Raw genomic sequence first — 26,398 nt, forward strand, 5'->3', positions numbered from 1 at the left:
ACTTTAATAAAGCTTCCCTTCTACTCCTGCGCCGTCTGCATTTGGTAATAAACGCCTCTGGCTGCCATGAGCTCCTGATGATTACCATGTTCGACGATATTGCCGTCTACCATGACGAGGATGATGTCCGCATTTTGAATAGTGGACAGACGATGGGCGATGATAAAGCTAGTCCGTCCCACCATGAGCTTGCTGAAAGCCTCCTGAATCAAGACTTCTGTCCGAGTATCAATGGAGGAAGTCGCCTCATCCAAGATTAGGATTTTAGGAACGGAAAGGAAGACACGCGCAATGGTCAAGAGCTGCCGCTGACCTTGAGAAAGTGAGTCCCCAGCATCCGCCAGATAGGTGTCATAGCCCTGAGGCAGCTGCTGGATAAAGAAATGCGCATTTGCCGCCTTGGCAGCTGCAATGACCTCTTCTCGGCTTGCGTCTGGCCGGCCAAAAGCTATGTTGTTGTGAATGGTCGCCGTCTTGAGCCAAGTCTCTTGCAGTACCATACCGAACTGCTGACGATAAGAAGCTCTGGTGTAATGACTAATGGGAACATCGTCTAGCGAAATAAGACCACTGTCTACATTGTAAAAGCGCATGAGGAGATTGATCAGGGTTGACTTACCAGCACCAGTTGGCCCGACAATTGCGACCTTGCTAGCTGCTGGAATCCTTATATTCAAATCCTGAATCAGCTCTTTGCCAGGGTCATAGCCAAAAGCCACATGCTCAAAGCTAATCTGTCCTTTGACATCTTCAGACTGGAGGATTTCCTGACCAGACTCTGCTATTTCTTCTTGGTCCAAAACGCTGTAAATTCGCTCTGCACAAGCTAAAGCGCTCTGCAATTCTGACATGACAGACGAAATATCATTGAAAGGCTTGGTGTACTGGTTGACATAGTTGAGAAAAGTTACCAGCTGCCCAACCGTAAAACCTGTTCCCTGAATGATTCGGACAGCCCCAAAGCCTACAATCAAAGCATAGATCAGGGCATTGATAAAACGAGTCGAAGGATTGACTGTTGATGAATAGAAAATAGCCGCCTGCGAATAGTCTGCATAGATTTGATTACTGCGGGTAAAAGCTGTATCAAACTGCTCCTGAGCATTAAAGGCCTGGATCAGACTTTCTTGAGTCAAACTTTCCTCAATCAGCTGGGTCTGTGCTCCCCTCGCCTGTGTCTGTCGTTGGAAAAAGCTAAAACTCTTTCTGGCAATAAAGCGAGCTAAGAAGAGAGAAAGGGGCGTCAAAAGCAGAACCAAAAGCAAGAGGAAAAAGTCCAACTGAGCCATACTAATTATGGTCACTAAAATTGTTAGCAAACCCACAAAAAACTGATTAAAAACCATAAGCAAACCATTGCTGAGCTGCTCCAAATCAGTCGTCACCCGACTAACCAAATCACCTGTTCCCTGCCGGTCCAGATAAGCCAAAGGCAGATAATGAACTTTCTTGATAACACCTTGCCGGAGTTGCTGGCTATAGCGATAGACCAGCTGATTATAGAGCAAGGGATTGAGCCACTGAATCAGCGTATTGGCTAAGATGACTAACAACATCTGGCCCAAAATCGGCACCAAATGCTGGTCCGCTTGAGGAAGAAGAACACTATCAACCGCATTTCCGATTAAAACTGGAAGAAGAACAGTCAGAGCCACTTGAGCCACCGTTCCCAGACTAGCTAGGAGAAAGAGCCAGCGCGCCTGCAGCAAGTCTCGAGTCAAACGCCTCAAGCTGCTAGGTGATGTCTTATGCTTCATGCTTGTCCTCCTCTCCTTGACTATGCTGTGAGTGATGAATTTCTCGGTAAATGGCCGAGCTGACTAAGAGTTCCTCATGGCGACCAAGAGCCACCTGTTCTCCCTTATCTAGGACTAAAATTTGATCCGCTGAGCGCAAGCTATTGGTCCGCTGAGAGATCAAGACCAGACTGGTCTCAGTCAATTCATTCTTAATAGCCTGCAAGAGTCTAGCCTCTGTCAAATAGTCCAGAGCTGAGGTCGCATCATCTAAAATCAAGAAAGGCGCCCTCTGCAAGACAGCTCTGGCAATGGTTAAACGCTGACGCTGACCGCCAGAAAAATTCCGACCAAAGGCCTCTACAGTCGCATCCAAGCCACCTTCCTTCTGAGAGACAAAGTCCGCTGCCTGAGCAATCTCTAAAGCCTGCCACAAATCTTCGTCTGTTGGCTTGCTTGACATACCTAAAGTCAGATTGGAGCGAACAGTTCCTTGGAAAAGCTCCGCCTTCTGAGGCACCAGACTGATCCAAGACCGCCATTCGCTGAGATTTTTAGGACTGCGTCCTTGGGAAAAGATGGTCAACTGACCAGCAGCCACAGGATAAAGATGAGCCAGCAGCTGGACTAGAGTAGACTTCCCTGAACCTGTCCCGCCAATAACACCTAAAGTCTGACCTCTTTTCAAATCAAAAGTCAGACCAGTCAAGGCTGGACTAGCCGCATTGGGATAGGAAAAGCTGACCTGCTGGACTTTAATGGCTTGATTTGGCAGAGCTGTTTCCTGCACTAATTCCTGCAGGACATCTTCTTCTGCTTGCTCGAAGACCTGACTAATGCGGCCTGCACTGATGTAGCTTTGATTGAGTGAATTGACCAGCATAGCCAGCTTAAGCAATTCCACCAAAATTTGCAATAAATAATTAACCAAGGCCACTAGCATCCCCTGAGTCAGCAAGCCCTTGCCGATAAAGGTATTCCCCTGCCAAATCACAGCAATTAGAGTACCATTGACCGTAAGAAAAGTCAGAGGACTAATCAGACTAGCCAGAGCTCCCGTCCTTATTTGCCAGGTTTTATAGAGCTCGTTGCGATTGCGAAAACTCTGAATCTCACACTGGGTCTGACCGAAAGCTCGTATGACCCGCATGCCCTGCAGTTGCTCGCGAGTCAGATTGACCAGCTGGTCTGTCAGTTGACGAATCTTAGCATATAGAGGATTCATCAGACGAGACATGAAGACGATAGTAGCCGTTAAAATTGCCACCATGAGCAAGAACCACAAGGTAATGACCGGACTGATAGTAAAGGCCATGATGATGGAGCCAAAAACAATGATAGGCGCCCGCAGGAAGAGACGAAGAAATTGATTGATGCCCGTCTGGATCTGATAGGTGTCACTCGTCAATCGAGTCACCAAGCTAGAAGTCGTCAGCTCATCCCGACTAGCCTTGGGCAAGCGCAGAATCTTTTGATATAGGTCACCTGTCATCTGACGAGTAAAGCCCACTGCTGCCTTTGACGAATAATACTGGGCCACCACTGCTACCACCACGCCTAGCGCAGCCAAGCCCATCAAAAGAAAAACCATCCAGTAGAGATGGGAGCTGTCGTGTCTAGGAATGGTCTCATCCACAATCCCCGCAATCAAAATCGGAACCAGCAGTTCAAAACTGGCTTCCAAGAGCTTGAACAAGGGCCCTAACAAAGACTCCCTGATATAGCCCTTGAAATATTTCAATAAATCTTTCATACCGCCTACTTCTCCATTAAACTGTATTTATTTTACCATAATTTTCAAAGGCTAAAAAATATTCTCCTTCTGACAAGCAGAAAGAGAACATTGATATTAGACTCCTTGTAAGCTCTGGCTTATTTTCTTTAGCCCCATATGCAAAAATGGAGTTACAGCAAATAAGAAGCCGCCTAAAACTATAAACGTCCAGTCAAAACCAAAGTGATCGATCAACCAGCCCGTCACAGGGAAAATGACAATCATACTTAGGCTGAACATCATAGAATAGACACTGAGCATGGTCGCCCGTACTTCACTTGGCAGCTGTTTTTGTAAATCGTTGTCAAAAATCGGCTGGAAAAGAGCATACAAGGCGTTGCTGATTAGATAAATCAAAATATAGATGATTGGTGTACCAAAATAGGACAGCAGGTAGCTTGCTCCAGTTAGAAGAACTACTGTAGGAAAGAGTTCCAAGGCAGAATACTTCTTTCCAATCATACTCGCCAGATAGACCGCTAAGATATTCAAAGCACTGCCAATCAGCATGACTACCGAAATCTGCCAATCTTTTAAGTCGGGCAATTGATTTTGATAATAAAAATAAAACATACACATCAGTGTTCCGATGATTTGAGAAAGAATCATCCAGATAAAAAGGCTAGGATTTCTCTGCAACTCCTCTTTGACTGCCCAGATAATCTTTTTCATAGTCAGGCGTTCTGCTTTCTCTGCTTTGACACTTGGCTCTTTCAGCATCCAGGTCAAGAAAAGAACGATGATAGAGGTGCCAATCATGATATAGTAGGTCAGATGCAATTGTCCATGGACAAAAAATCCAGCCCAGACCGTTCCCAAAGACCGGGTCGCTTCAGCCACCCCAGACATAAAGCTGGAGATGGATAAGTAACGTTCCTTGAGTCCAGCCTCCACAGATGAATCATAAACCATGGCTGCGCTTGTCCCCGAATCAAAATTATAGGACCAAGCACTAATCACCATAGCCAACGCATAAACCCAGAAGTTCCCCTGCCCAACTAACATGAGAACAGAAGACACAATCCCGGCTATCCGGCTCAGATACAGATTGGTCTTGTAGGAAAAGCGATCCGCCAACATCCCAGAAGGAATTTCACAAATAACGCTAGTCGCATGAAAAATACTCTCCAAAAGCCCAATCTGCCAAAGGGACATGCCATTTTGACTTAGAAATAAAATCCAAAAACTAGTAATGCCTAGAAAGGCAAAAAATTCTACTCCGGCCATAAGACCGATATTTTTCCGATAACTTCTTTTAAACATATTTTCTCCTTTAACAAGTGTTTTTTTAATTTCTATCCTTTATCACTTGTTAATCTGCTGTTTACATGACTCCTACCTCTTCTTTCTCTAAAATTCTATATTTTGGATTATTTCATTGTTCAATCTTGAAAAAACGCCACATGGGCGTTTTCATTAATTTACGGTTTAATACGGTGCAACATACGTGGGAATGGAATGGCTTCACGGATATGTTTGGTTCCTGCTACAAAGGTTACCATACGCTCGATACCGATACCGAAGCCACCATGTGGAACTGTTCCATACTTACGAAGATCCAAGTAAAATTCATATTCTGTCGTATCCATACCAAGGTCATTCATCTTAGCAACAAGGGCATCGTAGTCTTCCTCACGCATAGAGCCTCCGATGATTTCACCGTAGCCTTCTGGAGCAAGCAAGTCTGCACAGAGGACACGGTCAGGATTTCCAGGAACTGGCTTCATGTAGAAAGCCTTGATAGCTGCTGGGTAGTTCACGACAAAGGTTGGTACACCAAAGTGGTTTGAAATCCATGTTTCATGCGGTGAACCAAAGTCATCTCCATGTTCCAGATGTTCGTAGTCTGCATCTTCATCATTCTCATGAGCTTGCAAGAGGTCAATCGCTTCATCATAGCTAACACGCTTGAAAGGCTCTGCAATATAGCGTTTCAAGAGTTCTACATCACGTTCCAGCGTTTCCAAAGCCTGAGGAGCACGGTCAAGAACACCTTGGATCAAGGCTTTAACATAAGCTTCTTGCAAGTCAAGTGACTCATCATGGGTCAAGTATGAATACTCTGCATCCATCATCCAAAACTCAGTCAAATGACGACGGGTTTTTGATTTTTCAGCACGGAATACAGGACCAAAGTCAAAAACGCGACCAAGAGCCATAGCACCTGCTTCCAGATAAAGCTGACCTGACTGACTTAAGTATGCTGGAGTTCCGAAATAGTCTGTTTCAAAGAGCTCAGTTGAGTCTTCTGCAGCATTTCCTGACAAGATTGGGCTGTCAAACTTCATAAAGCCATTCTTGTCAAAGAATTCATAGGTAGCGTAGATGATGGCATTGCGGATCTGCATCATGGCAACTTGCTTACGAGAACGCAGCCACAAGTGACGGTTGTCCATGAGGAAGTCCGTTCCATGTTCTTTTGGTGTGATTGGATAGTCATTTGACTCTCCGATTACTTCGATATCTGTGATATCCAGCTCATAACCAAATTTTGAGCGTTCGTCTTCCTTAACGATCCCTGTCACAAAAACAGATGTTTCCTGACTAAGTCGTTTGATAGTATCAAATTTCTCAAGTCCTACTTCTTCACCAAATTTCTCAATGAAGTTAGGTTTGAAGGCGACACCTTGGAAAAAGGCAGAACCATCACGAAGCTGCAAGAAAGCAATCTTACCCTTACCTGACTTATTGGCAACCCAAGCACCGATGGTCACTTCTTTACCAACATAATTTTTCACATCAATAATTGTTACGATTTTCTTTGACACTTTTTTTCTCTTTTCTATTTTTTATTCTTTGTGACAGACTGCCTCGACATTATTACCATCTGGATCCAAGACAAAGGCTGCATAATAAGGTTGGTGATATTGGTGACGAATACCCGGAGCGCCATTATCTTGACCTCCCGCTACTAGACCAGCTTGATAAAAAGCATCCACTTGCTCTCTAGTCTCAGCACGAAAGGCAAAATGAGAAGCATCTGATTGTCCCTGACTTAACCAAAAATCTCCAGCTGGAGCTGTTCGTGGCTCTGCAAAACTTACCGCCTGAGGAATTTCAAAGGCAATCTTGTAGCCCAATGGCTCTAAAGCTTGCTGATAAAAGAGCTTGCAGGCTTCCAAATCCTTGACTGTAATGCCAAAATGATCAATCATATCTGCCTCCTAGATTGGTTGCTAAATGTCACTTTATTTCAAGACAAATCTTTTGGACATCTGTTCTATATTTTACCATAAAGCGATTGCAATAGCCATCCTTGAAGAGACGAAAATTTAAAATTCTTTAAAAAGCTATCTTTAAAAGCTATCTTTTTCCAAAAATACTATTCTATAAGAAATCAGAAAAAGAAAACAGCTGTTTGTAAAATTAGTCTACTTTTTTAATTCAACCTTCTCAGACTTTTCATAAACCATGCTACTTTTCTTAGCATTTACCTTTCCCTTATCATTAACTTCAATATGTACCTTAAAATAAGTCCGCTCAATCTGAGGGTTATAACGAGTCTCATAAACCATAGTGAAGTCTGCATATCCCTTTCCAGAAAGTTCCTGCTCTGAAGGTCCACCGACAGAATTTTTCAAATGCTCGCTATTTAAAGTTCGTAACTTTAACTCTAACCCTGGTTGATAATCGTTCAAGTACCAATCCATTCGGGTTGATGCATTTTCTTCAAAAAGGATTCGGTACTGTCTACCCTTGGCTTGTAAGCTATAAGTAGGTTCGCCAGGCTTTGATTCAGAAATAGTTGTCCACCCTTGCTCAGCATTAAGGAAAGAACAAGCCGTCAATAGGAGCAAACATATTATTAGGTTTAAAAATATCAAACTACGTTTCATGCCACATTCCTTTCTAATAGAAATCAAAACATATATTAGATACGCTTTTACTGATATTAAGGTTATATTTCATCATTCTAAACTTCTACATAAGGAAGCCCTAGAACAAACGCTTTCAGAATTATTCTATCACTTTAAACAACCTCTTACCAGCTAGAGTCGAAGAAAAGCAAAAAAGGACAGACTGTAAGCCCATCCTCTATTTTTAAAATATAATTGCTTTTCATTTATATGTTTACTTAGAATCAACTTTTTCAGTCTTAACTAAGGCCATACTGCTTTCTGAAGGCTTGATTTGTCCATTCTTGTCGGCAGTTATTCCAACTTGATAATAACTTACTTCTTTTTGACTACCTGAATAATGTTCATAAACCATAGTAAAGTTAGCAGAACCTTGACCAGACAGTTTTCTCTTGGCTGTCGCTCCATCTAACTCTTTTATCTCTTCTTCATTAAGAGTATGACACTCAAGATTTTCAATCGGATTATAATTATCTAGATGCCAGGTTTTTCTAGCTGAACCATTGTCATTGTATAGAATCTGGTACATTTTTCCAGACACTTGTAACTTATAAAAGGGTTCTCCCTCCTTAGACTGGGAAACAGTGGTCCACCTCTGCTCTGGATGAACAAAAGAGCAAGCGGTCAAGCAAAACAGGCTAATTGCCAACATTGCAAAACAGGAGATTCTCTTCATGCATTAGCGCTCCATAAATTGCTGCAGGCGTTGAACCGCTTCCTTCAGTGTTTCCAGATCAGTCGCATAGCTGAAACGGACATTTTCTGGAGCACCAAATCCTGCGCCGGTCACCAAAGCCACCCCAACTTCTTCCAAAATAGCTGTGGTAAAGGCTGTCACATCTGTAAAACCTTTCATCTCCATAGCTTTTTTGACATTAGGGAAGAGATAGAAGGCTCCTTGAGGCTTAATGACCTCAAAACCTGGTACTTGAGCTAGAAGTGGGTAGATCGTATTGAGACGCTCTTCAAAGGCCTGACGCATAATTTCAACAGTCTCTTGACTACCTGTCAAAGCTTCAATAGCTGCATACTGGGCAACTGTCGTTGGATTGGAAGTGGTTTGGCCTGCAACCTTGCTCATAGCAGCTATGATCTCTGGTTCACCAACAGCATAGCCAATCCGCCAGCCGGTCATGGAATAACTCTTAGAAACACCATTGATAACCACTGTTTGCTTGCGGATAGCTTCTGATAGACTAGAAATTGGCGTAAATTCATTGCCGTTATAAACTAGACGCCCATAGATGTCATCTGCCAAAATCAGAACGTCATGCTCCACAGCCCAGTTTCCAATAGCCAAAAGTTCCTCAGCTGTATAAATCATACCCGTCGGATTGGATGGTGAATTCAGAACCAAGACCTTGGTCTTGTCAGTTCGAACAGCTTCCAATTGTTCTACAGTTATCTTAAAGTCGTTCTCTTCAGTAGCTTGAACAAAGACAGGGATTCCTTCAGCCATCTGAATCTGATCGCCGTAACTGACCCAATAAGGCGTAGGAATAATTGCTTCATCACCTGGATCAAGAACACTCATAAAGAAGGTGTAGAGGGAGAACTTAGCTCCTGTTGCCACAGTCACTTGATTCGGTTTGATTTCATAACCGTAGTAGTTTGCAAAGTATTGAACAATAGCTTCTTTTAACTCAGGAAGACCACTAGCCACTGTATAGAAACTAGCTTTTCCATCTTCAATAGCTGCCACTGCTGCTTGCTGAATATTTTTAGGAGTCGGAAAATCCGGCTCTCCAAGAGTTAGCGACAGAATATCTCTGCCTTCAGCCTTTAAAGCTTTGGCTCTGGCCGCTGCAGCCAAGGTCACACTTTCTTCCATTTTTAAAACTCGATTAGATAATTTCATAGCCCCTCCTTGCTCAGCAATTTCCTTTTTTCAAAATCGACAATATAGTAACTCTTTCCAGATTTGACTTCCCAAATTGGCCGGCCATTCAAATAACCAAAAGTCACTTTGTCAATCGCATCAGCTCCATTTTTCCTTGCTATCCTTTCAGCCTCCTTTTTGCTAGCTCCATCACTGAGCTCATAAACGAAAATCTTGTCAGAACCCTTCTCAATCAGGACGGCTTTTTTCTTTTCTTGATCCGTTTCGCCTAGCAAGCTGTAATAGGTCTTGTCCCCATTATAAATACCAAAGCTATCAACCTTACTGACTCCTGCATACTTGCGAGCCAACTCAATGGAATTAGAACGAGCAGCCCGATAAGGCTCCATTGATAAATTAAATAGATTTAGCAGAGAAAAGGCAAGTACCGTTAAAAGAATACCTATTCCAATGACGTACTGCCATATAAGGATTTTTTTATTTCTTTTTCTTCTATTTTTCACTCGTCCATTATACTATAATTCTATCTATATTTCTATCTTTTTCACATTGATTTTAATACTATTTATTGATAAAATATGGCTATGAGAACACTAGAAGAATTATTAGAAGAAAATAAACTAGACCTTAAAACCATGATTGTTTTTAGGAAGGCTGAGCGGACCATACGCTCCATTGAACAAAGAGTCATCAAAGAAAACAAACTAACCCCTACTCAGTTTTCTGTTCTGGAAACTCTCTACAGTAAGGGAAAAATGCGAATCCAAGATTTGATAGACCATATGCTTGCGACCTCTGGAAATATGACTGTCGTCATCAAAAATATGGTTCGTGACGGTTTGATTTCCCGGACTAGCGATCCAAATGATCGCCGTTCTTATCTGATTGAATTAAGCCAGAAAGGTCAGGAATTAATCGAAGAAATCTTTCCTCAGCATATCCTGTGTGTAAAGGATGCCCTGGCTATTTTATCAGACGAAGACAAGGAGACTCTCATTTCAATTTTAAAAAAATATAAAAATCTGAGCTAAATAATTGCTAATTAGTAATATTTGTTGTAACATAATCGGTAACAAGAGGTCTAACCCTCTTTGATTAAAAAATATGGAGGACTCATAATGTCTAAAGTACTATTTATCGTTGGATCCCTTCGTCAAGGTTCTTTTAACCACCAACTGGCACAAGAAGCTGAAAAAGCTTTGGCTGGTAAAGCTGACGTGTCCTATCTTGATTGGTCTCAAGTTCCAATCTTTAGCCAAGATTTGGAACAATCAACGCCTTCAGCTGTTGCTAAGGTCCGTGAAGAGGTCCAAGCTGCAGATGCTATCTGGATTTTCTCACCAGTTTACAACTTCTCTATTCCTGGTTCAGTGAAAAACCTGTTAGACTGGCTCTCTCGTTCACTTGATCTTTCTGATCCTCGTGGCGCTTCTGCTATTAACGAGAAGATTGTGACGGTCTCTTCAGTTGCGAATGCAGGACAAGAACCAATGTTTGCTATTTATAAAGACTTACTGCCATTTATTCGCACAACTGCTGTGGGCGAATTCACCTCAGCTCAAGTCAATGATTCTGCTTGGGTAGATGGTAAATTTGTTGCTAGCTCAGAAACTCTTTCTGGCCTAAAAGCTCAAGCGGACGCTCTTCTTGCAGCTATCAATTAAATCCAAAAACAACCAATAAGACACTAACCCCTCGCAAAATATTGCGAGGGGTTTTAGAATGCACTTCTGACACAGACATATCGACCGTATTCATCATACAAGGTCCGATACGTCTTGTTAAATTAGATGTTCAGGGCTTGTTAAAGAACTTTCAATAAGTGATTGACTAGTTCTAAAAACGTACTTCAGATCTTCATTAGCTCATTGATAATAAAGCCTCACTTTTTCAAACCTGCTTAATAAAAACGAGTTCTTGGTCAGTCGATAGATTTTCTTGGAATACAAAGCCAGCAAAGCTTAATTTCTTGATGTCTTCTATGTTCTGAATTTGTTCTTCTATTAAGGCAGTTAAAAATTGGCCACGCGCTTTTTTGGAGATAGTCGAATGAATTTTCCGTTTTCCATCTTTTTCTTCCATGAATTTGAAGCGGATCATCTTGTCTCTTACCTCTTTAGGAAAGACTTCCTCAAATTCACTAGACAAGAGCGAAAGCAGAATTTCCTGATCTGCAACAGCTTGGCCATAGGTCTCTGTCCACAGCTTTTTCAATGATTGCTTTTCGACCTTGAGCTTTGTCATGAAGTCCAAACGATGCGGAGCAATTGGTGCCAAGGCTGGAATCACTCCATACAAGCTAGAGGTAATCAAGAGATGATTTTGGACATACTGCTCTTCTTCCTTGGTCAGATTTTTACGCTTAATGTTTCGGTACATAAGACCGTCAAAAAGATAGAGAGCAGGATAGGTTAGTGCTGTTTCATTTTGAAGTTTCTGAATACGTTGGTATTCCTCTTTTGCTTTTTCTGGTCGAATCTGATATAGCTGGGCTAAGTCAGCTACTGAATATTGACTCAAAGCCCGAATAATTAATTTCGTCTTTTCTGACAAACTTTCTGGCTCAATCTGAGCGACTTGAGTATTTAGTTCTTTTGCTGTTGGGATTAAAATTTTCATAGATTCATTATAACAAAACTTGTATTTTCCTGACTATCCTTACGATTTATTCTTGACTAATTATATTTTATATCATATAATCTAGTTATCGATACTAGATTATAGAAAGGTTGATATTTTATGATATCCTTTCCCCTCTGGCAAGAATTACCTGATCTTGATTTATATTTAGACCAGGTCCTATTATACGTTAACTCTGTCAATCAAAAGGCTTTTCCAGGACAGGAAAAAGTCTTAACAGCAGCGATGATTAATAATTATGTCAAGCATGCACACATTCAAAAACCAATCAAGAAGAAATACAATCGCACACAAATTGCTCGGCTAATTATTCTCACAACGCTAAAACCAGTATTTCCTATTCAGGATATTATTGAGACAGTGGAGTATCTAGTGAAAAACCAAGAAAGTTCCGAACTCTTTTACAATCAATTTGTTAGCTATATGAAAGAAGAGACGGATATGGAAATTCATCCCCTTGTTTCATCTGCTTGTCAAACAGTCAAGCTCTACCATCAGACCCGACAATTATCTCTAGAATTGAAAGGAGCATATCCAAATGAATCTAACCATGAAATTAAGTAAACGTTTGAGTTTTGGCGAGGAAGTGGCAAATGCTGTTACCCATGCAGTAGGTTCTGTCCTTACTCTTATCCTACTCCCCTTATCAGCTATTTATAGCTATGAAGTCCATGGCTTACTATCAGCTATTGGCGTCTCCATTTTTGTCATCAGTCTCTTTCTCATGTTTCTTTCATCAACAATCTACCACTCCATGTCTTATGGCTCAACTCATAAATATATCCTACGTATCATAGATCATAGTATGATTTATATTGCCATTGCGGGCAGCTACACTCCAGTTGTCTTGGCTTTAATGAATAACTGGTTGGGTTATTTGATTATTCTAATCCAGTGGGGAACAACAATTTTTGGTATTCTCTACAAAATTTTTGCCAAAAAGGTCAATGAGAAGTTTAGTCTTGCTCTTTATCTTATGATGGGCTGGCTGGTTGTCTTTATTATCCCACCAATTATTAGCCAAACGAGCCCGCTTTTCTGGGGATTGATGCTGGCTGGAGGCCTTTGCTATACCATTGGAGCAGGATTTTATGCCAAGAAAAAACCCTATTTTCATATGATTTGGCATCTCTTTATTCTTGCCGCCTCTGCTTTTCAATACATCGCTATTGTCTTTACCATGTAACCATTTCTCGTCTTAAATTATTACTTTAAACTTATATACTAATAATCATAGTAAAAGCTCTCTGAGAATTTTTCTCAGAGAGCTTTTCAGTCAAATATAGTTAAAAATAGAATAAGTTCCAAACTTCTTGACTATTTATATATCACTTCGGTTGAATTATTCTCTATTTTTTTCTTTTTTAAGCTTTTCATTTTTAGGCTTTTCTTTTTTAAAAGCAAAATACAATAATAAGACCGGAAGTAACACATTAGCTGTGAGAGCCCCCATCCTATAAGAAACATCTGAATCAGCAGGTAATGGAGTTACAAAACCATGATAAACAGCAAAAACTGCTAAAATTAAAAATATAACTCTTTTAAAAGACATATCGACTCCTTCAAAATTTGTATTTTACCTCTTTAAAAGGCTAAAATTCATTATTAACAATAAATAGAATAACATACATTCATTTTTTATGCTTGATTCTTCCCTTTTTTTCTAGCATTTTCTTAACAAAATAGGGCATTTTTACGTTTTCAATTCCCTTTTTTTCAATTAGTTTTTTTACAAATTCAGGCATTTGAGGCTCATCTATTTCTTTTAATATCTTAGAACTTGTCTCAGAAGGAGCCAATTCATCAAAGGTCGTTTCTTCTGGATAAAGATACTGAAATTCATCTCCTTCATGCTTACGAATGGTCGTCACGATTGCAGCAATCAAACGGGGATCTGCATTGGGCATTGGTGGACGATGATAAGCTACACCAAGCTCTTGACACAGTTCTTGACATTCCACATCATTATCAAAAAGAACTTCTATATGCTCACTGATAAAACTAATCGGAACAAAAATATAGTGTTTAGGATGGACAGTCTGATCACGAAGATACTCTAAGACATCTGGTTTGATCCAAGGAAGGCCGATATCACTTTCACTTTGCCAAGTATTAGTATATTCAAAAGAAGATAGTCCCAAGCGTTCTGCAATTATCTGTGCATTGTCAACAATTTGATCAATATAAGGATCTTCAAAATCTAGAGCTAATAGTGGTACACTATGTGCTGAGAAAACAACTTTAAAGCTTTCACCCTTGACTTGTTTATCGATAATCTTCCTAATTTCATCTACCCAAAAGTTTAACAAATCTTCTGAACGGTACCAGTCCTTGATAATATTAAAACGAATTTTCTCACTGTGGATGAACTTTTCATATCCCATAACCGAGTAAAAAGAATAATGTGGTTCCAAAATCAGACAGATACATTCTTCAATACCATCTAACTCCATTTGACGAATAAGGTCTGGGATGAAGGGGGATGAGAATTTATTCGCAAAATAAACTGCATATTCGCCTGCTAAAGCTTGTCTGACCAGCTCAACTTCTTCTCTTGTAATTTCTTGTAAAGGACTGCCACCAATTAACTGATAGTTATCGTAAAGATGTTGAATTTCTTGGTCTTTTGGACGAACACCTCGACGGATATTAGTAAAAAATGCAGCAACGTCTTCAAAAGTATAACCTTCTGGCGAACCAAAGGTCATCATCAAAATAGCTTTTTTAGTCATATTTCCCTCTTTTTCTAAAGCTCTCTGCTATTATAACATGATATTAGTCAAAATAAGTATGACTTTTCTATTCTTTTCTACTTTGTCAGAAACATATCAATATGCTAAAATAGATTTAAATCAAAATGAAAGAAGAGATTTTATGAAATATCTTAATCTTTTAGAGCGTTTCCTGACATATGTCAAAGTCAACACGCGCTCAGACGAGACATCTACTACTACACCCAGCACCCAGAGTCAGGTGGACTTTGCTAACAATGTCCTTATCCCTGAAATGAAGCGAGTTGGCTTGGAAAATGTCTACTACCTGCCCAACGGCTTTGCGATTGGAACTCTGCCTGCCAACGACCCTAGCTTTACCCGCAAGATTGGCTTTATTTCCCACATGGATACAGCGGATTTCAATGCAGAAAACATCCAGCCACAGGTCATTGAGAATTATGACGGTGGAGTGATTCCTCTTGGGCAATCCGGCTTTAGCTTAGATCCTGCGGACTTTTCCAGTCTCCATAAATACAAGGGGCAAACCCTGATTACGACTGACGGAACCACCCTTTTGGGAGCAGATGATAAGTCTGGTATTGCTGAAATCATGACTGCTATCGAATACCTATCTGCCCATCCAGAAATCAAACATGGAGAAATCCGAGTTGGCTTTGGACCAGATGAGGAAATCGGTATCGGAGCTGATAAGTTTGACGCTGAAGACTTTGATGTGGACTTTGCCTACACCGTGGACGGCGGACCACTAGGAGAGCTCCAGTACGAAACCTTTAGCGCTGCTGGAGCAGAGCTGACCTTCCAAGGCCGCAATGTCCATCCAGGAACTGCTAAAGACCAGATGGTCAATGCTCTCCAGCTGGCTATTGACTTCCACAACCAGCTACCAGAAGCCGACCGACCAGAGAAGACCGAGGGCTACCAAGGCTTCTACCACCTGATGAATCTGGCTGGTACTGTCGAAGAAGCTCAAGCTAGCTACATTATTCGTGACTTTGAGACAAATGCGTTTGAAAATCGCAAAGCTACTATGCGGACCATTGCTGATAAGATGAACCTAGAGCTGGGCAGCGAGCGTATCAACTTAACCCTCAAAGACCAATATTACAACATGAAGCAGGTCATTGAAAAGGACATGACCCCTATCAATATCGCTAAGGCGGTTATGGAAAGTCTTGACATCCAGCCTATTATCGAGCCTATCCGTGGCGGAACTGACGGCTCAAAAATTTCCTTTATGGGTATTCCGACACCTAACCTCTTTGCTGGCGGCGAAAACATGCATGGCCGCTTTGAGTATGTCAGCCTAGAAACCATGGAACATGCTGTCGATACCATTATCGGTATCGTCTCTTATCAAGAAAAATAAACCTCTCTTGAACATAAAAAACGAACAAGCTAATTCTTTTCGAAATTAGCTTGTTCGTTTTTTTATTCTTCTAATTTGATTAAGCTTCTATGAATAAAATTTCGGCTGACAAATCCTAGGTAATCTTATTAACATCTTATAGAATCTTCTCAGAATAAATCTTTTATTTATTAGTTGCTTACTTCATTTGTCGTAGATGCCTGTTCAGAAGACTGAGCTGGCTCTTCTTGAGTAGCCTCGCTTCCTTGTTCCTTTGGCTCTGAAGCAGGACTAGCTGCTTCTGTTGTTGTGGAACTTTCACTTGATGAACTAGTAGACTCGTTAGGCTCACTAGATGTCTGATTGGATGAACTATCAGTTGGAGTTTCCTTAGGTTTTACAGTTTCAGATTCTTTTTCTTCTGATTTAGCTGTATCAGAAACTGGTTTTTCTACCTTCCCTTGATTTTGAAGCCCTTCAACAAACGATTGAACTTCAGCAAGCAATTCTTCTTTATTGACTTTGCTATCTGCAAGCTTATCAAATAAAGTATCTACTTTAGTAAATAATTCATCTGACGCATTTTGCTCTTCAAGTAGCTTATGGGCTGCCATCAGTAAAGCATAAATTTTCTTATACAGTTCTTGATCTTTTGGATTCGTTTCTTCTTGCTGATTTTTAATAGTATCAACCATTTGAGACAAGAGTAACTTAAGCTCTTCCAAGATGGTCTCCCGATCTTTACGTCCTTCTTTAAGATCAGCTTGAAGAGCCAATAATTGATTCTTGTAGTTTTCTTGACTAGTAGAATCTTTAACCTTATCTAAAAGTGCTTGTCCTTGCAGGAAGAGTGCTTGGAAGGTTGCATCAGGAATTTCTACTTTTGGCTGTGGCGCAAATTCACCATAAAGTTCTTTTAAGAAACCGTAAATGGCTGTTTTGTAGTTCTGATCATCCGTTTTTTCAGTATCTAGAATAGTTTTATCTTTAGCTTGACTTGCCTCTCCACTCGCAAGAGCCTTATCAACTTCTAGTTTGGTTTGATAGAGATCCAAGAATAAAGCTTTCAGATCCACAGCCTCGATAAAGGCTTGCGACTTGTAAAGTTTCATAGCTAAATCGGCAACTTTTTTACGTAGTTCCGGTTGCAGGCGAGCATCATCTACAGCAAGGTAGAAGGTCTTAAGATATTCGACAGAGGTCATACCTGTCCGGTCTTGATAATCTTGAAGACTGGTCAGAAGCTGATCAATTTCTTTCATCTTATCTTCATTTTTTTCAACCTTTGCCATTTGCAAGTCGCTTAGTAAGGAAGCTTTATTAACATTGTAGCTATCTGTTTCCAAGCGTTTGATCTTATCAACTAATTCCTGATACTTCTTATCTACTTCTGTCAGTTGCTCAGTCTGGGCGTTTTTATCCACATGGATATAATGCTTATCAAACTGCTCTAAACTTGCTAAATAACCAGCCGTTGAGTTGCTCGGTAACTGCTTCATGGTTTCTACAAAATTCCCTAAAGCAAGCTCAATTCGACGTTGCATCAAGAGATCATTTTCGTAGATTGTTCGACTAGCAGCTAGCAGTGAGTCTACTTTCTCTAAAACTGCCTTTTCACTATAAGCTCCGGCCTGATATGCTGATTGTAAAGCAGGCAATTTATTCTTCAAGCCTAAGTTAACCCCTTTAGATTGAACTCGGATGTAATGATTGTGATCTCCATGAGGAATGACAAACTGACCGTTTTCGACTTGAATGCTGTATGGTGACAAACCTGAACGAAGAGCCGTTGTGTAGAGTTCGTTTAAGAAGTCTAACTCAGGATTTCCAGTTTCTAAAGGAATACGAACATGTTCTTTTCTAACAGCATATGGATGGATATGGGTTGGATCATAAGCTTGATCCGGATTATTAAAGACGAAGAAACCTTTAGAAATCTTAATGGCTTCACGAGGAACTCCATATGTTTTAGAGATATAGGCCATCTTTTCTTCATCGCTCGCATCACGAGAAAAACGATCATAATCAGAGTTCTCTTGACTTGCTTGCGCTGAATGTTGTTGCTTTGTCAACTGTGCTTCAGCCGCTGCAATTTGGTCTGCTGTCAAATCCTTTTTAAAGAAGTAGTGAGCATGACCACCATGTTGAACAACGTATCCTTCCTCATCTTTTGAGATGACATTTTCAGCATGGAAACCGTGATCATCTTTTTCAACTGGTTTTGTTGGTTCACTTGGTTTAGAAGGCTGAGTAGGTGTACTTGTAGCTGACTTAGGATACGTCTTTTGACCTGCTATTGGAATATTTCTTGCAATCTCTTCTTCTAGAGCTGACAAGCTGCTGTAAGGAATAAAGTGATAATGGTTCCCGTGAGGAATAGCCACTCCCTCAGCTGTCCTGTGGGCAATTTTTGCAGGATCAAAAATCAAGCCATCTTTTTCAGCATAACGTTTTTCTTTCGGCATGCCGTAAAGCTTCTGCAATTCATCCTGATAGTTTTTGCTAACCTCAGTTCCTTGACCACTCGGTTTAGTGACTAATCCTACTCCTCCAGTTTGATTTGGCTTGGAAGGCTGACTTGGAACAGGAGCTGGATCATGATTTGCTTGATGATTGGAATTTGCTATATGGCCTGTGTTCTGGTCTTGAGAAGGATTGTTTGCAAGATTCGAATTTTCTTCTACAGATGGTTTATCAGTCGAAGAAGCCTGTTGATTTCTGCCTTGCAAATAGTTCCAATAAGCTTGAGCAGCAGCTAATTCACCAGCTGATAAGTCTCCCTTTGGAATATAATGAATGTGACCAGCATGAGGAACCAAATAGCCATCACCCGTGTCCGAAATAATGTCAGAAGGACTAAAAACATAACCATCGTCCGTCGTATAAGCTCCTCCCCTATTCTGTGATGCAGTATTCACAGGTGAAGTACTTCTTTTCCCAGCAGCAAACGAAGCACTTGGGCGACTAAAGTCCTGCGTCTTTCTGGATTGATTTTGACTTGATTTACCATCCGTTTCGACTCCAGCTTCGTCTTCCTTACCAGGATGAAGCTGACGTTGTCGAGCAATTTCATCGACTGACCGAACATTAGTTGTTTCTTTAGCATTCGTCAAGTATAAATAATACTTCCCAGCTACTTTGATAATATAACCGTCTTTTACCTGATTAACAATATCAGCTTCTTGCAACTGATAATTGGGATCACGCATAATCAATTCTTCACTAAGAATCGCATCAAATGGGACTTTCCCGTTATAGTAATGATAGTGATCACCGTGAGAAGTAACATAGCCCTCCGCTGTGATTTTAACGACAATCTGCTCTGCTGCAATACCTTCTTTGGCACTAACCTGGTCAGGTTTTAAGTTTTCAGCCTTTCTAGCTTTGCTATTTTGTTTACTATTTGCTTTTTTCTCTACATAAGCGACCTTATTTTTTGATTCTGTCTGTTCTGATTGATGTTGCATAATAGCATATCCACATATTGTTAGGGTCGCTAAGGCCGCAACTGAACCAATGATATATTTCTTTTTCATTCTAAACCTCAATTTTTTAATTCTTTAGCTAATATTTTAAAGTTATCTTCCAAATTCTCCAGATAGGACTTATCATTTTCAGGGTCGGCTTCCAAAGGATTTAATACCTTGAGATTAACCCCTGTCGCCTTCTTGAGGGTTTCAGCCAATTTAGAAGAAGCATTGCTTTCTACAAAAATGGTCTTTACTTGATAAGTCTTAATAAAATCTTGAATTTCAGTTAATTGTCTTGGACTGGGCTCTTGGTCAGGAGAAATACCAGAAATCCCAAGCTGCTTCAAACCAAAACGCTTGGCCAGATAAGAAAAAGCTGTATGTTGCGTAACAAAAGTCTTATTCTTAATTCCATTAAAAACTCCTTGATACTTCTTACTCAGTTCTTTAGCCTTTTCAGCAAATTTCGACGCATTTTTCTCATATTTTGTAGCATTTTTACTGTCTAACTTAGATAAGTGTCGAGCAATTAATTGTGCCTCTTCAGCTACTTTGTCAGGATCTAACCAAGTATGAGGATCATAAAGAGTCTTTTCATCAATTCCCTTATCAGCAGAAACATCTTCTAGGCCAGCTACCTTTTCTAACTGCATACCTTCACTAGCTTCAACCACTTGAACCTTAGACTTTTCAAGACTTGGATCCAGACTACCCGCCCAAGATTCTAACGTTCTTGAGTGGTAAACAAAAATATCAGCGTCATAAATAGCTGCCACATCACTGGCAGATGGTTCGAATTCATGAATCCCAGAACTTGATTGGATCATTCGGACATCATTCAAGTCACCCGAGACTTCCTTCACCATAGAATAGATAGGATAAAAACTTGTAACAATTTTGAGCCCCTTACGGCTCTGAGGTGGACTCGATTCCTTTTTTGTACAAGCTACAAGTGAGAACCCTACTATCACAAGAGCTATTAAACGAAGTATTCTTTTAATTTTCATAAAACTCCTTAACCAGTTCAATAATTAGTCAAATGAACAGCTATTTCTAAAACACTAAAACATGTCTTAAAAACAGCTTTTTTCTTAACTGGTTTATTAACCAGTTAACATATTACGCCTTTTGGACTATCCTGTCAAGTATTTTTTTCATATTTTTAAAGATATTCGTCTTTTCTCAGAAACCTTATGAAAACAAAAAAAGCCACCGATGGTGACTTTTGGGGAGATTATTATGAAAAAGATTAGGATACTATCAAATAAAATTAGGAGTTTTTATTTGATGGTTACAGTATAGAATAGGCATCTTAAACTATTCTTAAAGATTTTCTCTTTCTAAAGATTCTTTTATTTGATCCAAAAATGCTGTTTCTTCTTCTGTGAAATTATAATCTTCCAAGAGATCAGGCCGTCTTAGATAAGTCTTTTTTAGACTTTCATAGAGACGCCACTTGCGGATATTTTCATGATGCCCACTCATCAACACTTCCGGCACAACCATCCCTCGATATTCATAGGGCCGAGTGTACTGAGGATACTCCAAGAGCCCAGACGAAAAACTGTCATCTGTATGACTGGCTTCCTTGCCAATAACCTCTGGAATCAGGCGAACTGTAGCATCAATCATGGTCATAGCTGCTAATTCTCCACCAGTAAGAACATAGTCCCCAAGTGAGATTTCATCTGTAACTAGCGTCTTAATTCGCTCATCATAGCCTTCGTAATGACCACAAATGAAGATGAGTTCCTCTTCCTTAGCCAGCTCCTCAGCATAGGCTTGGTCAAAAGTCCGACCAGCAGGATCCAGTAAAATCACTCGCGGTTGCTTCTTTTCGATAGCATCATAAGCATCAAAAATGGGTTGAGCTCGTAGCAACATGCCTTGACCACCGCCATAAGGCTCATCGTCTACGTGGCGAGACTTCTCTGCATTTTCTCGGAAGTTATGATAATTGATTTCTAAGAGGCCTTTTTCTCGCGCTTTTCCTACGATAGAGTGCTCCAAGGGCGCAAACATCTCCGGAAAGAGAGTCAAAATATCAATTTTCATCGTCCAATCCTTCCGGTATCTCTACATCAACTCGACCTTGCTCGATGTTGATTCCCAGCACCACTGGCGGAATGTAAGGCAAAAGCAAATCGCGCTTGCCTTTGCGTTTGACCACCCAGACATCATTAGCTCCTGGCTGCAGAATCTCCTTAATCGTACCAAGAAGAACATCATTTTCATAAACTTCAAGTCCGATGATTTCATGGTAGTAAAACTCTCCATCTTCTAGATCCGATAAATTTTCTTCAGCCACTTTCAGGCTAAAATCACGAAATTTTTCAATGTCATTGATGTGGTACATCCCCTTGAACTTAATAATATCAAAGTTTTTGACCTTGCGATGACTGGCAATCTCTACATCCATGACAAATTGATCTTTCTTGTCAAACAGGGCAAGGGTGTTGCCTTTTTTAAAACGCTCTTCTGCAAAATCCGTCACTGACAAAACCCGCATCTCACCTTGTAGACCTTGCGTATTGACGATTTTTCCAACATTAAAATAATTCATCTCGACTCCAACATATTATACTCTGCCTAGTATTTTATCATGATATAGGGGAATGTACAAGGGAGATAAAGGGGAATTTCCTTCCCTATATTTATTTGATTAAAATTGCTGTTTAACGTATAATTATACATATAGAGCTTTAACACTATAAACACCCGAGTGTGTTTACGCAAAACTAGAAAGAAGTTGGTGACGACTATGGGAAAAAAGTTAAGTAAACTCCTGCTCTCTACTGCTATTCTAGCCACAACAGCCGCCAGTCTGACTGCTTTGACACAGGTCAAAAAAGGCCAAGCAATGGAAAATGAAACGAGGGAAACTAGAAATCTCTTAGCCCTTGATGAAAAAATTGCTCAAATTGACAATCCAACCATCAAGGCTTTTCTAGAATACTATGCTAGTCAGAACATGACCTCCGCATCGTCTCTTCCAATGATAGATGATCTCGAGTCCAATACTCGCATCATAGTTATTGATACTGATGATGCGGATAAAAGTTTGCCACCAGCCATCGGAACATCTGTGGACGGATCCGAAGGGCCTGTAGGTGGAACTGTTGATGCTGATGGCAATTTCATTGAGTTTGATACTAGTGACCATAGCAAATCCGCAACTGTTCAGGAGGTTCGAGATGCGGTCGCACAAATCCTAGGGTGATAAATTCCTAAAACAATGCTTACTCATTGGCCGAGTTTCTATCTCGGTCATTTTCTATTCCTAAAAATGTATCATATTACTGTAAATCTTGTTTTTCCTAAAAATCTATGCTAAGGTAATGGAAAAAATATAAGAAGGAGGGTCTGCTGAGATGAGGAGTGGGCATCTTATTTACAAGGTAAAATACCTAATAGTAAAAACAAAGCAATCTTTTATTGATCCAAATCTCAATTGAGCTCCTGAGAACTTCCTTTTAATAATCGCTGAAACGTCTATGTTTGATTTCAAAGTCGAAATAATTCTCCTCCTGAAGTCGGTGGAAAATGTCTCGGTAGGCTTCTTCGTCAAAAGAATCCCCTCGATAAAGAATTTCAAAACTAAGATCGTCATATTCTAGAAATGCATTCGACGAGCGGAAACCCTTGCTGTGATAGAAATCCCAGCGAGCTTGACGCTGTTCAATATTATCACACGGCTCATCTAAGCGCTCGATTTCTAAAATCATGGTTCGCTGATAGAAATTGACCAGCTTTTCGATGATTTCACCGCCATAGCCATGGCTGCGCAGGTGGGGCATAATCGCAAAGAAACTAACATAAAAGGCTTGCGCGTTGGAGATGGCAAAGGCAAAACCAACAAATTCCTTTTCATGATAAAAGGCGAAAAAATTAGCATCTTCCTGTTCCTCATATCGTAAAAATTCACTGAGCGGTATCCTTTCCTCTTCTGGAAAAGCTTCATTATTCAAGGCTTCTACCTTATCCAAATCTGGAAAATCTGCTGTAATGATCTGGCTGGTTAAGCTCATAAAATCACTCCTTTTCTTGTGGTAGTATAACAAATTTTACAACTGGTTTCAAAAAAGAGCCCTGAAAGAGCTCCTATGTATCGATTTTTTCTTCATATAATAGAAAGGTGCCGAATGCCTAGTTAGAATCGGTTGGACTCCCAGCGAAGAGGACTTATTCTAGCTGCTACTTCACTATTTCACGTAAATTATCCAAATGCTGGTTATCAGTCACAGCCATAATGCTGACACCTTCTTGCCAAACAAAGTCTGGAGTAAACTGGCTTTCCAAAGGCTGATGTTTTTTCAGACGGTAGCCGATAATATTAAGATGATAAAGCCTGCGAGCATCTACTTCACGGACCGTTTTCCCGACCCAGCTAGCAGGCAGTTCAAACTCAGCCACCACTACATCATCATCCAGCTGGAAAACCTCAATCGAATGATTAAAGATAATGGTCTTGGCCAATGAAATACCAGCCTCCACTTCAGGCAGAATAACCAGATCAGCTCCCACCTTTTCCAACACCTGCTGAGTTACTTCATCCTTGACCTTAGCAATGACATTTTTTACACCCAATGCTTTGCAGTGCATGACCGCTAGAACGCTGGATTCCAGACTTTCTCCCGTCGCTACGACGACCGTATCACACGCCCCAACGTCTGCCGCCTCTAAAAGCTCCATATCAGTAATGTCCCCGATCACACCAACGGCAATAATGTCTTCATACTGATTGATTGTCTCTTCGTGATTATCAATCGCAATGATTTCTACATCTTGAGAAATCAAGGCCTCAATGATACTCTGTCCAAAAATCCCCAAGCCGAGGATTCCAACTGTTTGATTTGCCATTTCTTTTCTCCTATCCAATCATAATGTCCGCCTTGCTGTAATGCAAGGTTGCAGCATTCTTCGGTTGATAATGGTTAAGACTGACCATAAGCGTCAGCGGCCCCACCCGTCCAATAAACATTAGCAACATAATCACAATCATACCAGCTGTATTGAGGCTGGTAGTGATATTGGCCGTGACACCAACTGTAGCCAATGCCGACACAGTCTCAAATATCAGGTAAATAAAACGATGACTGCTATCGGTCACTAGCCCAAGAGCCAAAAGACCAAGCAGAAATGTCAGCTGAAAAATCACTGTCACACCAAAAGCCTTCTGCACTAGCTGAGGAGACAGCGTTCTCCGCCCCATATTGGTATGAGGCAAGCCCAGAATTTCCTTTCGGGCAAAAAGCAAAAGAACTAAGAAGGTCGTAATTTTCAGACCGCCCGCTGTACCACCCGGAGCCCCTCCTAGAAACATCTGAAGCAGATAGATAAACAGTGTTACTGGACGAGCAGCCGTATAATCTATGGAAGCAAACCCAGCTGTCCTCATACTGACTGTCTGGAAAAAGCTAACCAGTAGCTTATTGCCAAAGGAAAGATTGCCAATCGTTCCAGGATTATTGTACTCTGTCCAGAGACTCGTGACCGTCCCAAAAACGAGGAGACCAGCAGTCAGCAGCAAGACTACCTTAGTATGAAAGTGCAGCCCCTTCTGTTTTCCTCCCAATTTAGTCGCCAAGTCAAACCAGACCATAAAGCCCAGTCCTCCAGTAATGATGAGGAGAGCCAAGGTGATATTGACCAAAACATCTGTCTGCAAGCCTAGTAGGCTATCATTACCAAAATTATCAAAGCCCGCATTACAAAATGCAGAAACAGCTAAAAAGATAGAATTAAAAATCCCTTTTCTCAGACCAAACTTGGGAATGAAGCGAATCATGAGAAGGAGCGCACCCAGTCCTTCGATAGTAAAAGTCGTGATAAAAATCGAACGGACAAATTGACCTAAGGTACGATTGTGACCATAACTAAAACTATCCCGCAGAATACGACGATCCTTGAGGCTGAGCTTTTTCCGACTTTCCATGGTGAAAAATCCGATAAAAGTCAGGATGCCCAAACCACCAATCTGAATCAGCAACATACAAAGGAGCTGACCCCAGACATTGTATGTATCCACGACCGATCGAGTAAAAAGCCCTGTCACACAGACCATCGAGACAGCAGTAAAAAGATGATCCAGATAGCCTGCTTGGGAACTAGCCGTCTGCACCCAAGGCAGACTGAGTAGCAAGGAGCCACAGAATATCACCAGAAGAAAAGACAAGATAATCTTTTGCGCTGGTGATAAGCGTGAAAATAAATGCTTCATAAAGTTTCCTTTCCTGATCTAATAAAAGCAGAGGCTAGCTCTATCTGCCCTTCTCTTTCCTTGGCAGCCAGTTGCAAATCATCCGGACTCTGCAAGTTTCTGACTTTGATGGCATAATCCTCTGCGACAATAGCATGGCCCCGCATGTGGCCTGTTGCGACTGCTTGGGCAAAGACACGCGCAGCATATTTACCGATTTGTGATTGGGCTTGCTGCGACAGTTTGTTAGCCAAGAAACCAGCCGTCCTTAGTTCATAGGCAGATGCCCTCCCATCAAGTCGAGCTTTAAAAACCTCACTTACCTGAGTCAAAATCTTCTGCTTTTCAGACTCATCTTCCGCATCAATCAGAGGTATAAAGCTTGACGCCATTTTCATAGCCCATCGAGCCAGTTGCCCCTGAGGAAGCTGTTCCAAGACAAGCTCCAATTCCAATCTCTTCTCACCATCATCTAGGATTTTCAGCTTGTAAGGACTCGGTAAAATCACTTGGCTATTCTCATAACACGTACGCTCATGAGCGTTCCAAGCATAATCTTCTGGCTTCATATGTCCTACAGTTTCGAATTTTTCTAAACTCGCCCCTGCATTTCGTTCTTCTCTTAAATGGAGTACCCAGCTCTCGGAGAGCTCGAACTGTATCAATGGTCCTAAACTCAACTGCGCCTAATAACTTGTTTCGGCAAGAAAATTAAGGAACGTAGTTCTCGCGAAGCTCAAACTGCATCAATGGCCCTAAATTCAACTACGCCTAACGGCTTGGTTCATTAATGATAATAAGG

At 40.9% G+C, this 26,398-nt stretch carries 26 protein-coding genes; 6 read left to right on the forward strand and 20 right to left on the reverse strand.

Features of this window, described 5'->3' with window-relative positions; all coding sequences use genetic code 11:
• Positions 1–20: 20 nt before the first annotated feature.
• From PCY06_RS01990 to PCY06_RS02030, 9 genes are all read right to left on the reverse strand, one after another.
• Positions 21–1,757: an ABC transporter ATP-binding protein gene (locus PCY06_RS01990; RefSeq protein WP_061595915.1), complete on the reverse strand. Its 1,737-nt coding sequence runs from the start codon at positions 1,755–1,757 to the stop codon at positions 21–23.
• A complete protein-coding gene (locus tag PCY06_RS01995) occupies positions 1,747–3,489 on the reverse strand; it encodes an ABC transporter ATP-binding protein (protein WP_082307599.1) in 1,743 nt (580 codons plus the stop codon). Before PCY06_RS01995 ends, PCY06_RS01990 begins: the two co-directional genes overlap by 11 nt.
• 96 nt (positions 3,490–3,585) lie before the next feature.
• Positions 3,586–4,773 carry an MFS transporter gene (locus PCY06_RS02000; protein ID WP_061595917.1) on the reverse strand — a complete coding sequence of 396 codons (1,188 nt, stop codon included), beginning with the start codon at positions 4,771–4,773 and terminating at the stop codon, positions 3,586–3,588.
• A 158-nt stretch (positions 4,774–4,931) separates the two neighbouring features.
• Positions 4,932–6,278 (reverse strand): asparagine--tRNA ligase, encoded by a 1,347-nt coding sequence (asnS, locus tag PCY06_RS02005; RefSeq protein ID WP_061595918.1) that lies wholly within the window; start codon positions 6,276–6,278, stop codon positions 4,932–4,934.
• A gap of 21 nt (positions 6,279–6,299) precedes the next feature.
• Complete coding sequence (locus PCY06_RS02010; RefSeq protein ID WP_061595919.1) at positions 6,300–6,665, reverse strand: VOC family protein; 366 nt, start codon at positions 6,663–6,665, stop codon at positions 6,300–6,302.
• A 216-nt stretch (positions 6,666–6,881) separates the two neighbouring features.
• Positions 6,882–7,346 carry a hypothetical protein gene (locus PCY06_RS02015; protein ID WP_048774647.1) on the reverse strand — a complete coding sequence of 155 codons (465 nt, stop codon included), beginning with the start codon at positions 7,344–7,346 and terminating at the stop codon, positions 6,882–6,884.
• Positions 7,347–7,581: 235 nt separating this feature from the next.
• Positions 7,582–8,043, reverse strand: coding sequence for a hypothetical protein (locus tag PCY06_RS02020; RefSeq protein WP_082307598.1), 462 nt, complete (start codon positions 8,041–8,043; stop codon positions 7,582–7,584).
• A gap of 3 nt (positions 8,044–8,046) precedes the next feature.
• Positions 8,047–9,225: a pyridoxal phosphate-dependent aminotransferase gene (locus tag PCY06_RS02025; protein WP_082307597.1), complete on the reverse strand. Its 1,179-nt coding sequence runs from the start codon at positions 9,223–9,225 to the stop codon at positions 8,047–8,049.
• Positions 9,222–9,710 carry a DUF5590 domain-containing protein gene (locus PCY06_RS02030; RefSeq protein WP_061602111.1) on the reverse strand — a complete coding sequence of 163 codons (489 nt, stop codon included), beginning with the start codon at positions 9,708–9,710 and terminating at the stop codon, positions 9,222–9,224. The genes PCY06_RS02025 and PCY06_RS02030 overlap by 4 nt, the downstream gene beginning before the upstream one ends.
• An 81-nt stretch (positions 9,711–9,791) precedes the next feature.
• Between PCY06_RS02030 and PCY06_RS02035 the strand changes: the two genes are divergently transcribed.
• Together PCY06_RS02035 and PCY06_RS02040 are read left to right on the forward strand one after the other, a co-directional pair.
• Positions 9,792–10,238, forward strand: coding sequence for a MarR family winged helix-turn-helix transcriptional regulator (locus PCY06_RS02035; protein ID WP_045635360.1), 447 nt, complete (start codon positions 9,792–9,794; stop codon positions 10,236–10,238).
• 84 nt (positions 10,239–10,322) lie between these two features.
• Positions 10,323–10,871, forward strand: coding sequence for an NADPH-dependent FMN reductase (locus PCY06_RS02040; RefSeq protein ID WP_105165166.1), 549 nt, complete (start codon positions 10,323–10,325; stop codon positions 10,869–10,871).
• Between the two features lie 226 nt (positions 10,872–11,097).
• On the opposite strand, the gene yaaA is transcribed toward PCY06_RS02040, so the two are convergent.
• Positions 11,098–11,826: a peroxide stress protein YaaA gene (gene yaaA, locus PCY06_RS02045; RefSeq protein ID WP_082307596.1), complete on the reverse strand. Its 729-nt coding sequence runs from the start codon at positions 11,824–11,826 to the stop codon at positions 11,098–11,100.
• 120 nt (positions 11,827–11,946) lie between these two features.
• On the opposite strand from yaaA, the gene PCY06_RS02050 reads away from it, so the two are divergent.
• Positions 11,947–12,411: a DUF1836 domain-containing protein gene (locus PCY06_RS02050; RefSeq protein ID WP_045503364.1), complete on the forward strand. Its 465-nt coding sequence runs from the start codon at positions 11,947–11,949 to the stop codon at positions 12,409–12,411.
• On the forward strand, positions 12,386–13,033 hold the full coding sequence (locus tag PCY06_RS02055) for a hemolysin III family protein (protein ID WP_012000697.1): 648 nt from the start codon (positions 12,386–12,388) through the stop codon (positions 13,031–13,033). The genes PCY06_RS02050 and PCY06_RS02055 overlap by 26 nt, the downstream gene beginning before the upstream one ends.
• 156 nt (positions 13,034–13,189) lie before the next feature.
• Here PCY06_RS02055 and PCY06_RS02060 read toward each other — a convergent pair whose 3' ends face one another.
• Together PCY06_RS02060 and hemH are read right to left on the reverse strand one after the other, a co-directional pair.
• Positions 13,190–13,399, reverse strand: a complete 210-nt coding sequence (locus tag PCY06_RS02060) for a hypothetical protein (protein ID WP_061596898.1) — start codon at positions 13,397–13,399, stop codon at positions 13,190–13,192.
• Positions 13,400–13,478: 79 nt separating this feature from the next.
• Positions 13,479–14,579, reverse strand: a complete 1,101-nt coding sequence (hemH, locus tag PCY06_RS02065; RefSeq protein ID WP_105165139.1) for a ferrochelatase — start codon at positions 14,577–14,579, stop codon at positions 13,479–13,481.
• A gap of 142 nt (positions 14,580–14,721) precedes the next feature.
• Here hemH and pepT point away from each other — a divergent pair, with 142 nt between their 5' ends.
• Positions 14,722–15,948 carry a peptidase T gene (gene pepT, locus PCY06_RS02070; protein WP_082307595.1) on the forward strand — a complete coding sequence of 409 codons (1,227 nt, stop codon included), beginning with the start codon at positions 14,722–14,724 and terminating at the stop codon, positions 15,946–15,948.
• A gap of 170 nt (positions 15,949–16,118) precedes the next feature.
• Here pepT and PCY06_RS02075 read toward each other — a convergent pair whose 3' ends face one another.
• From PCY06_RS02075 to rimM, 4 genes are all read right to left on the reverse strand, one after another.
• Complete coding sequence (locus PCY06_RS02075; protein ID WP_045503378.1) at positions 16,119–19,463, reverse strand: pneumococcal-type histidine triad protein; 3,345 nt, start codon at positions 19,461–19,463, stop codon at positions 16,119–16,121.
• Between the two features lie 8 nt (positions 19,464–19,471).
• Positions 19,472–20,404 (reverse strand): zinc ABC transporter substrate-binding protein, encoded by a 933-nt coding sequence (locus PCY06_RS02080; protein ID WP_045503381.1) that lies wholly within the window; start codon positions 20,402–20,404, stop codon positions 19,472–19,474.
• Between the two features lie 316 nt (positions 20,405–20,720).
• Entirely contained in the window at positions 20,721–21,452 is a 732-nt protein-coding gene (gene trmD / locus PCY06_RS02085) for a tRNA (guanosine(37)-N1)-methyltransferase TrmD (protein WP_082307594.1), read from the reverse strand.
• Positions 21,442–21,960, reverse strand: coding sequence for a ribosome maturation factor RimM (rimM, locus tag PCY06_RS02090; RefSeq protein ID WP_045503387.1), 519 nt, complete (start codon positions 21,958–21,960; stop codon positions 21,442–21,444). Before rimM ends, trmD begins: the two co-directional genes overlap by 11 nt.
• A gap of 198 nt (positions 21,961–22,158) precedes the next feature.
• Between rimM and PCY06_RS02095 the strand changes: the two genes are divergently transcribed.
• Positions 22,159–22,617, forward strand: coding sequence for a hypothetical protein (locus tag PCY06_RS02095; RefSeq protein WP_045503390.1), 459 nt, complete (start codon positions 22,159–22,161; stop codon positions 22,615–22,617).
• 253 nt (positions 22,618–22,870) lie between these two features.
• Here the strand turns inward: PCY06_RS02095 and PCY06_RS02100 are convergent, their stop codons facing one another.
• The 4 genes from PCY06_RS02100 to PCY06_RS02115 form a co-directional block, all read right to left on the reverse strand.
• Complete coding sequence (locus PCY06_RS02100; RefSeq protein WP_008809255.1) at positions 22,871–23,425, reverse strand: GNAT family N-acetyltransferase; 555 nt, start codon at positions 23,423–23,425, stop codon at positions 22,871–22,873.
• Between the two features lie 166 nt (positions 23,426–23,591).
• Entirely contained in the window at positions 23,592–24,257 is a 666-nt protein-coding gene (locus PCY06_RS02105; protein ID WP_061596895.1) for a TrkA family potassium uptake protein, read from the reverse strand.
• 10 nt (positions 24,258–24,267) lie between these two features.
• Positions 24,268–25,617 carry a TrkH family potassium uptake protein gene (locus PCY06_RS02110; RefSeq protein ID WP_012000707.1) on the reverse strand — a complete coding sequence of 450 codons (1,350 nt, stop codon included), beginning with the start codon at positions 25,615–25,617 and terminating at the stop codon, positions 24,268–24,270.
• Positions 25,614–26,165: a putative immunity protein gene (locus PCY06_RS02115; protein WP_061596894.1), complete on the reverse strand. Its 552-nt coding sequence runs from the start codon at positions 26,163–26,165 to the stop codon at positions 25,614–25,616. Before PCY06_RS02115 ends, PCY06_RS02110 begins: the two co-directional genes overlap by 4 nt.
• Between the last annotated feature and the right edge of the window lie 233 nt (positions 26,166–26,398).

This window comes from Streptococcus sp. SG1 (assembly GCF_030439935.1).
GTDB classification, from domain to species: Bacteria; Bacillota; Bacilli; order Lactobacillales; family Streptococcaceae; genus Streptococcus; species Streptococcus gordonii.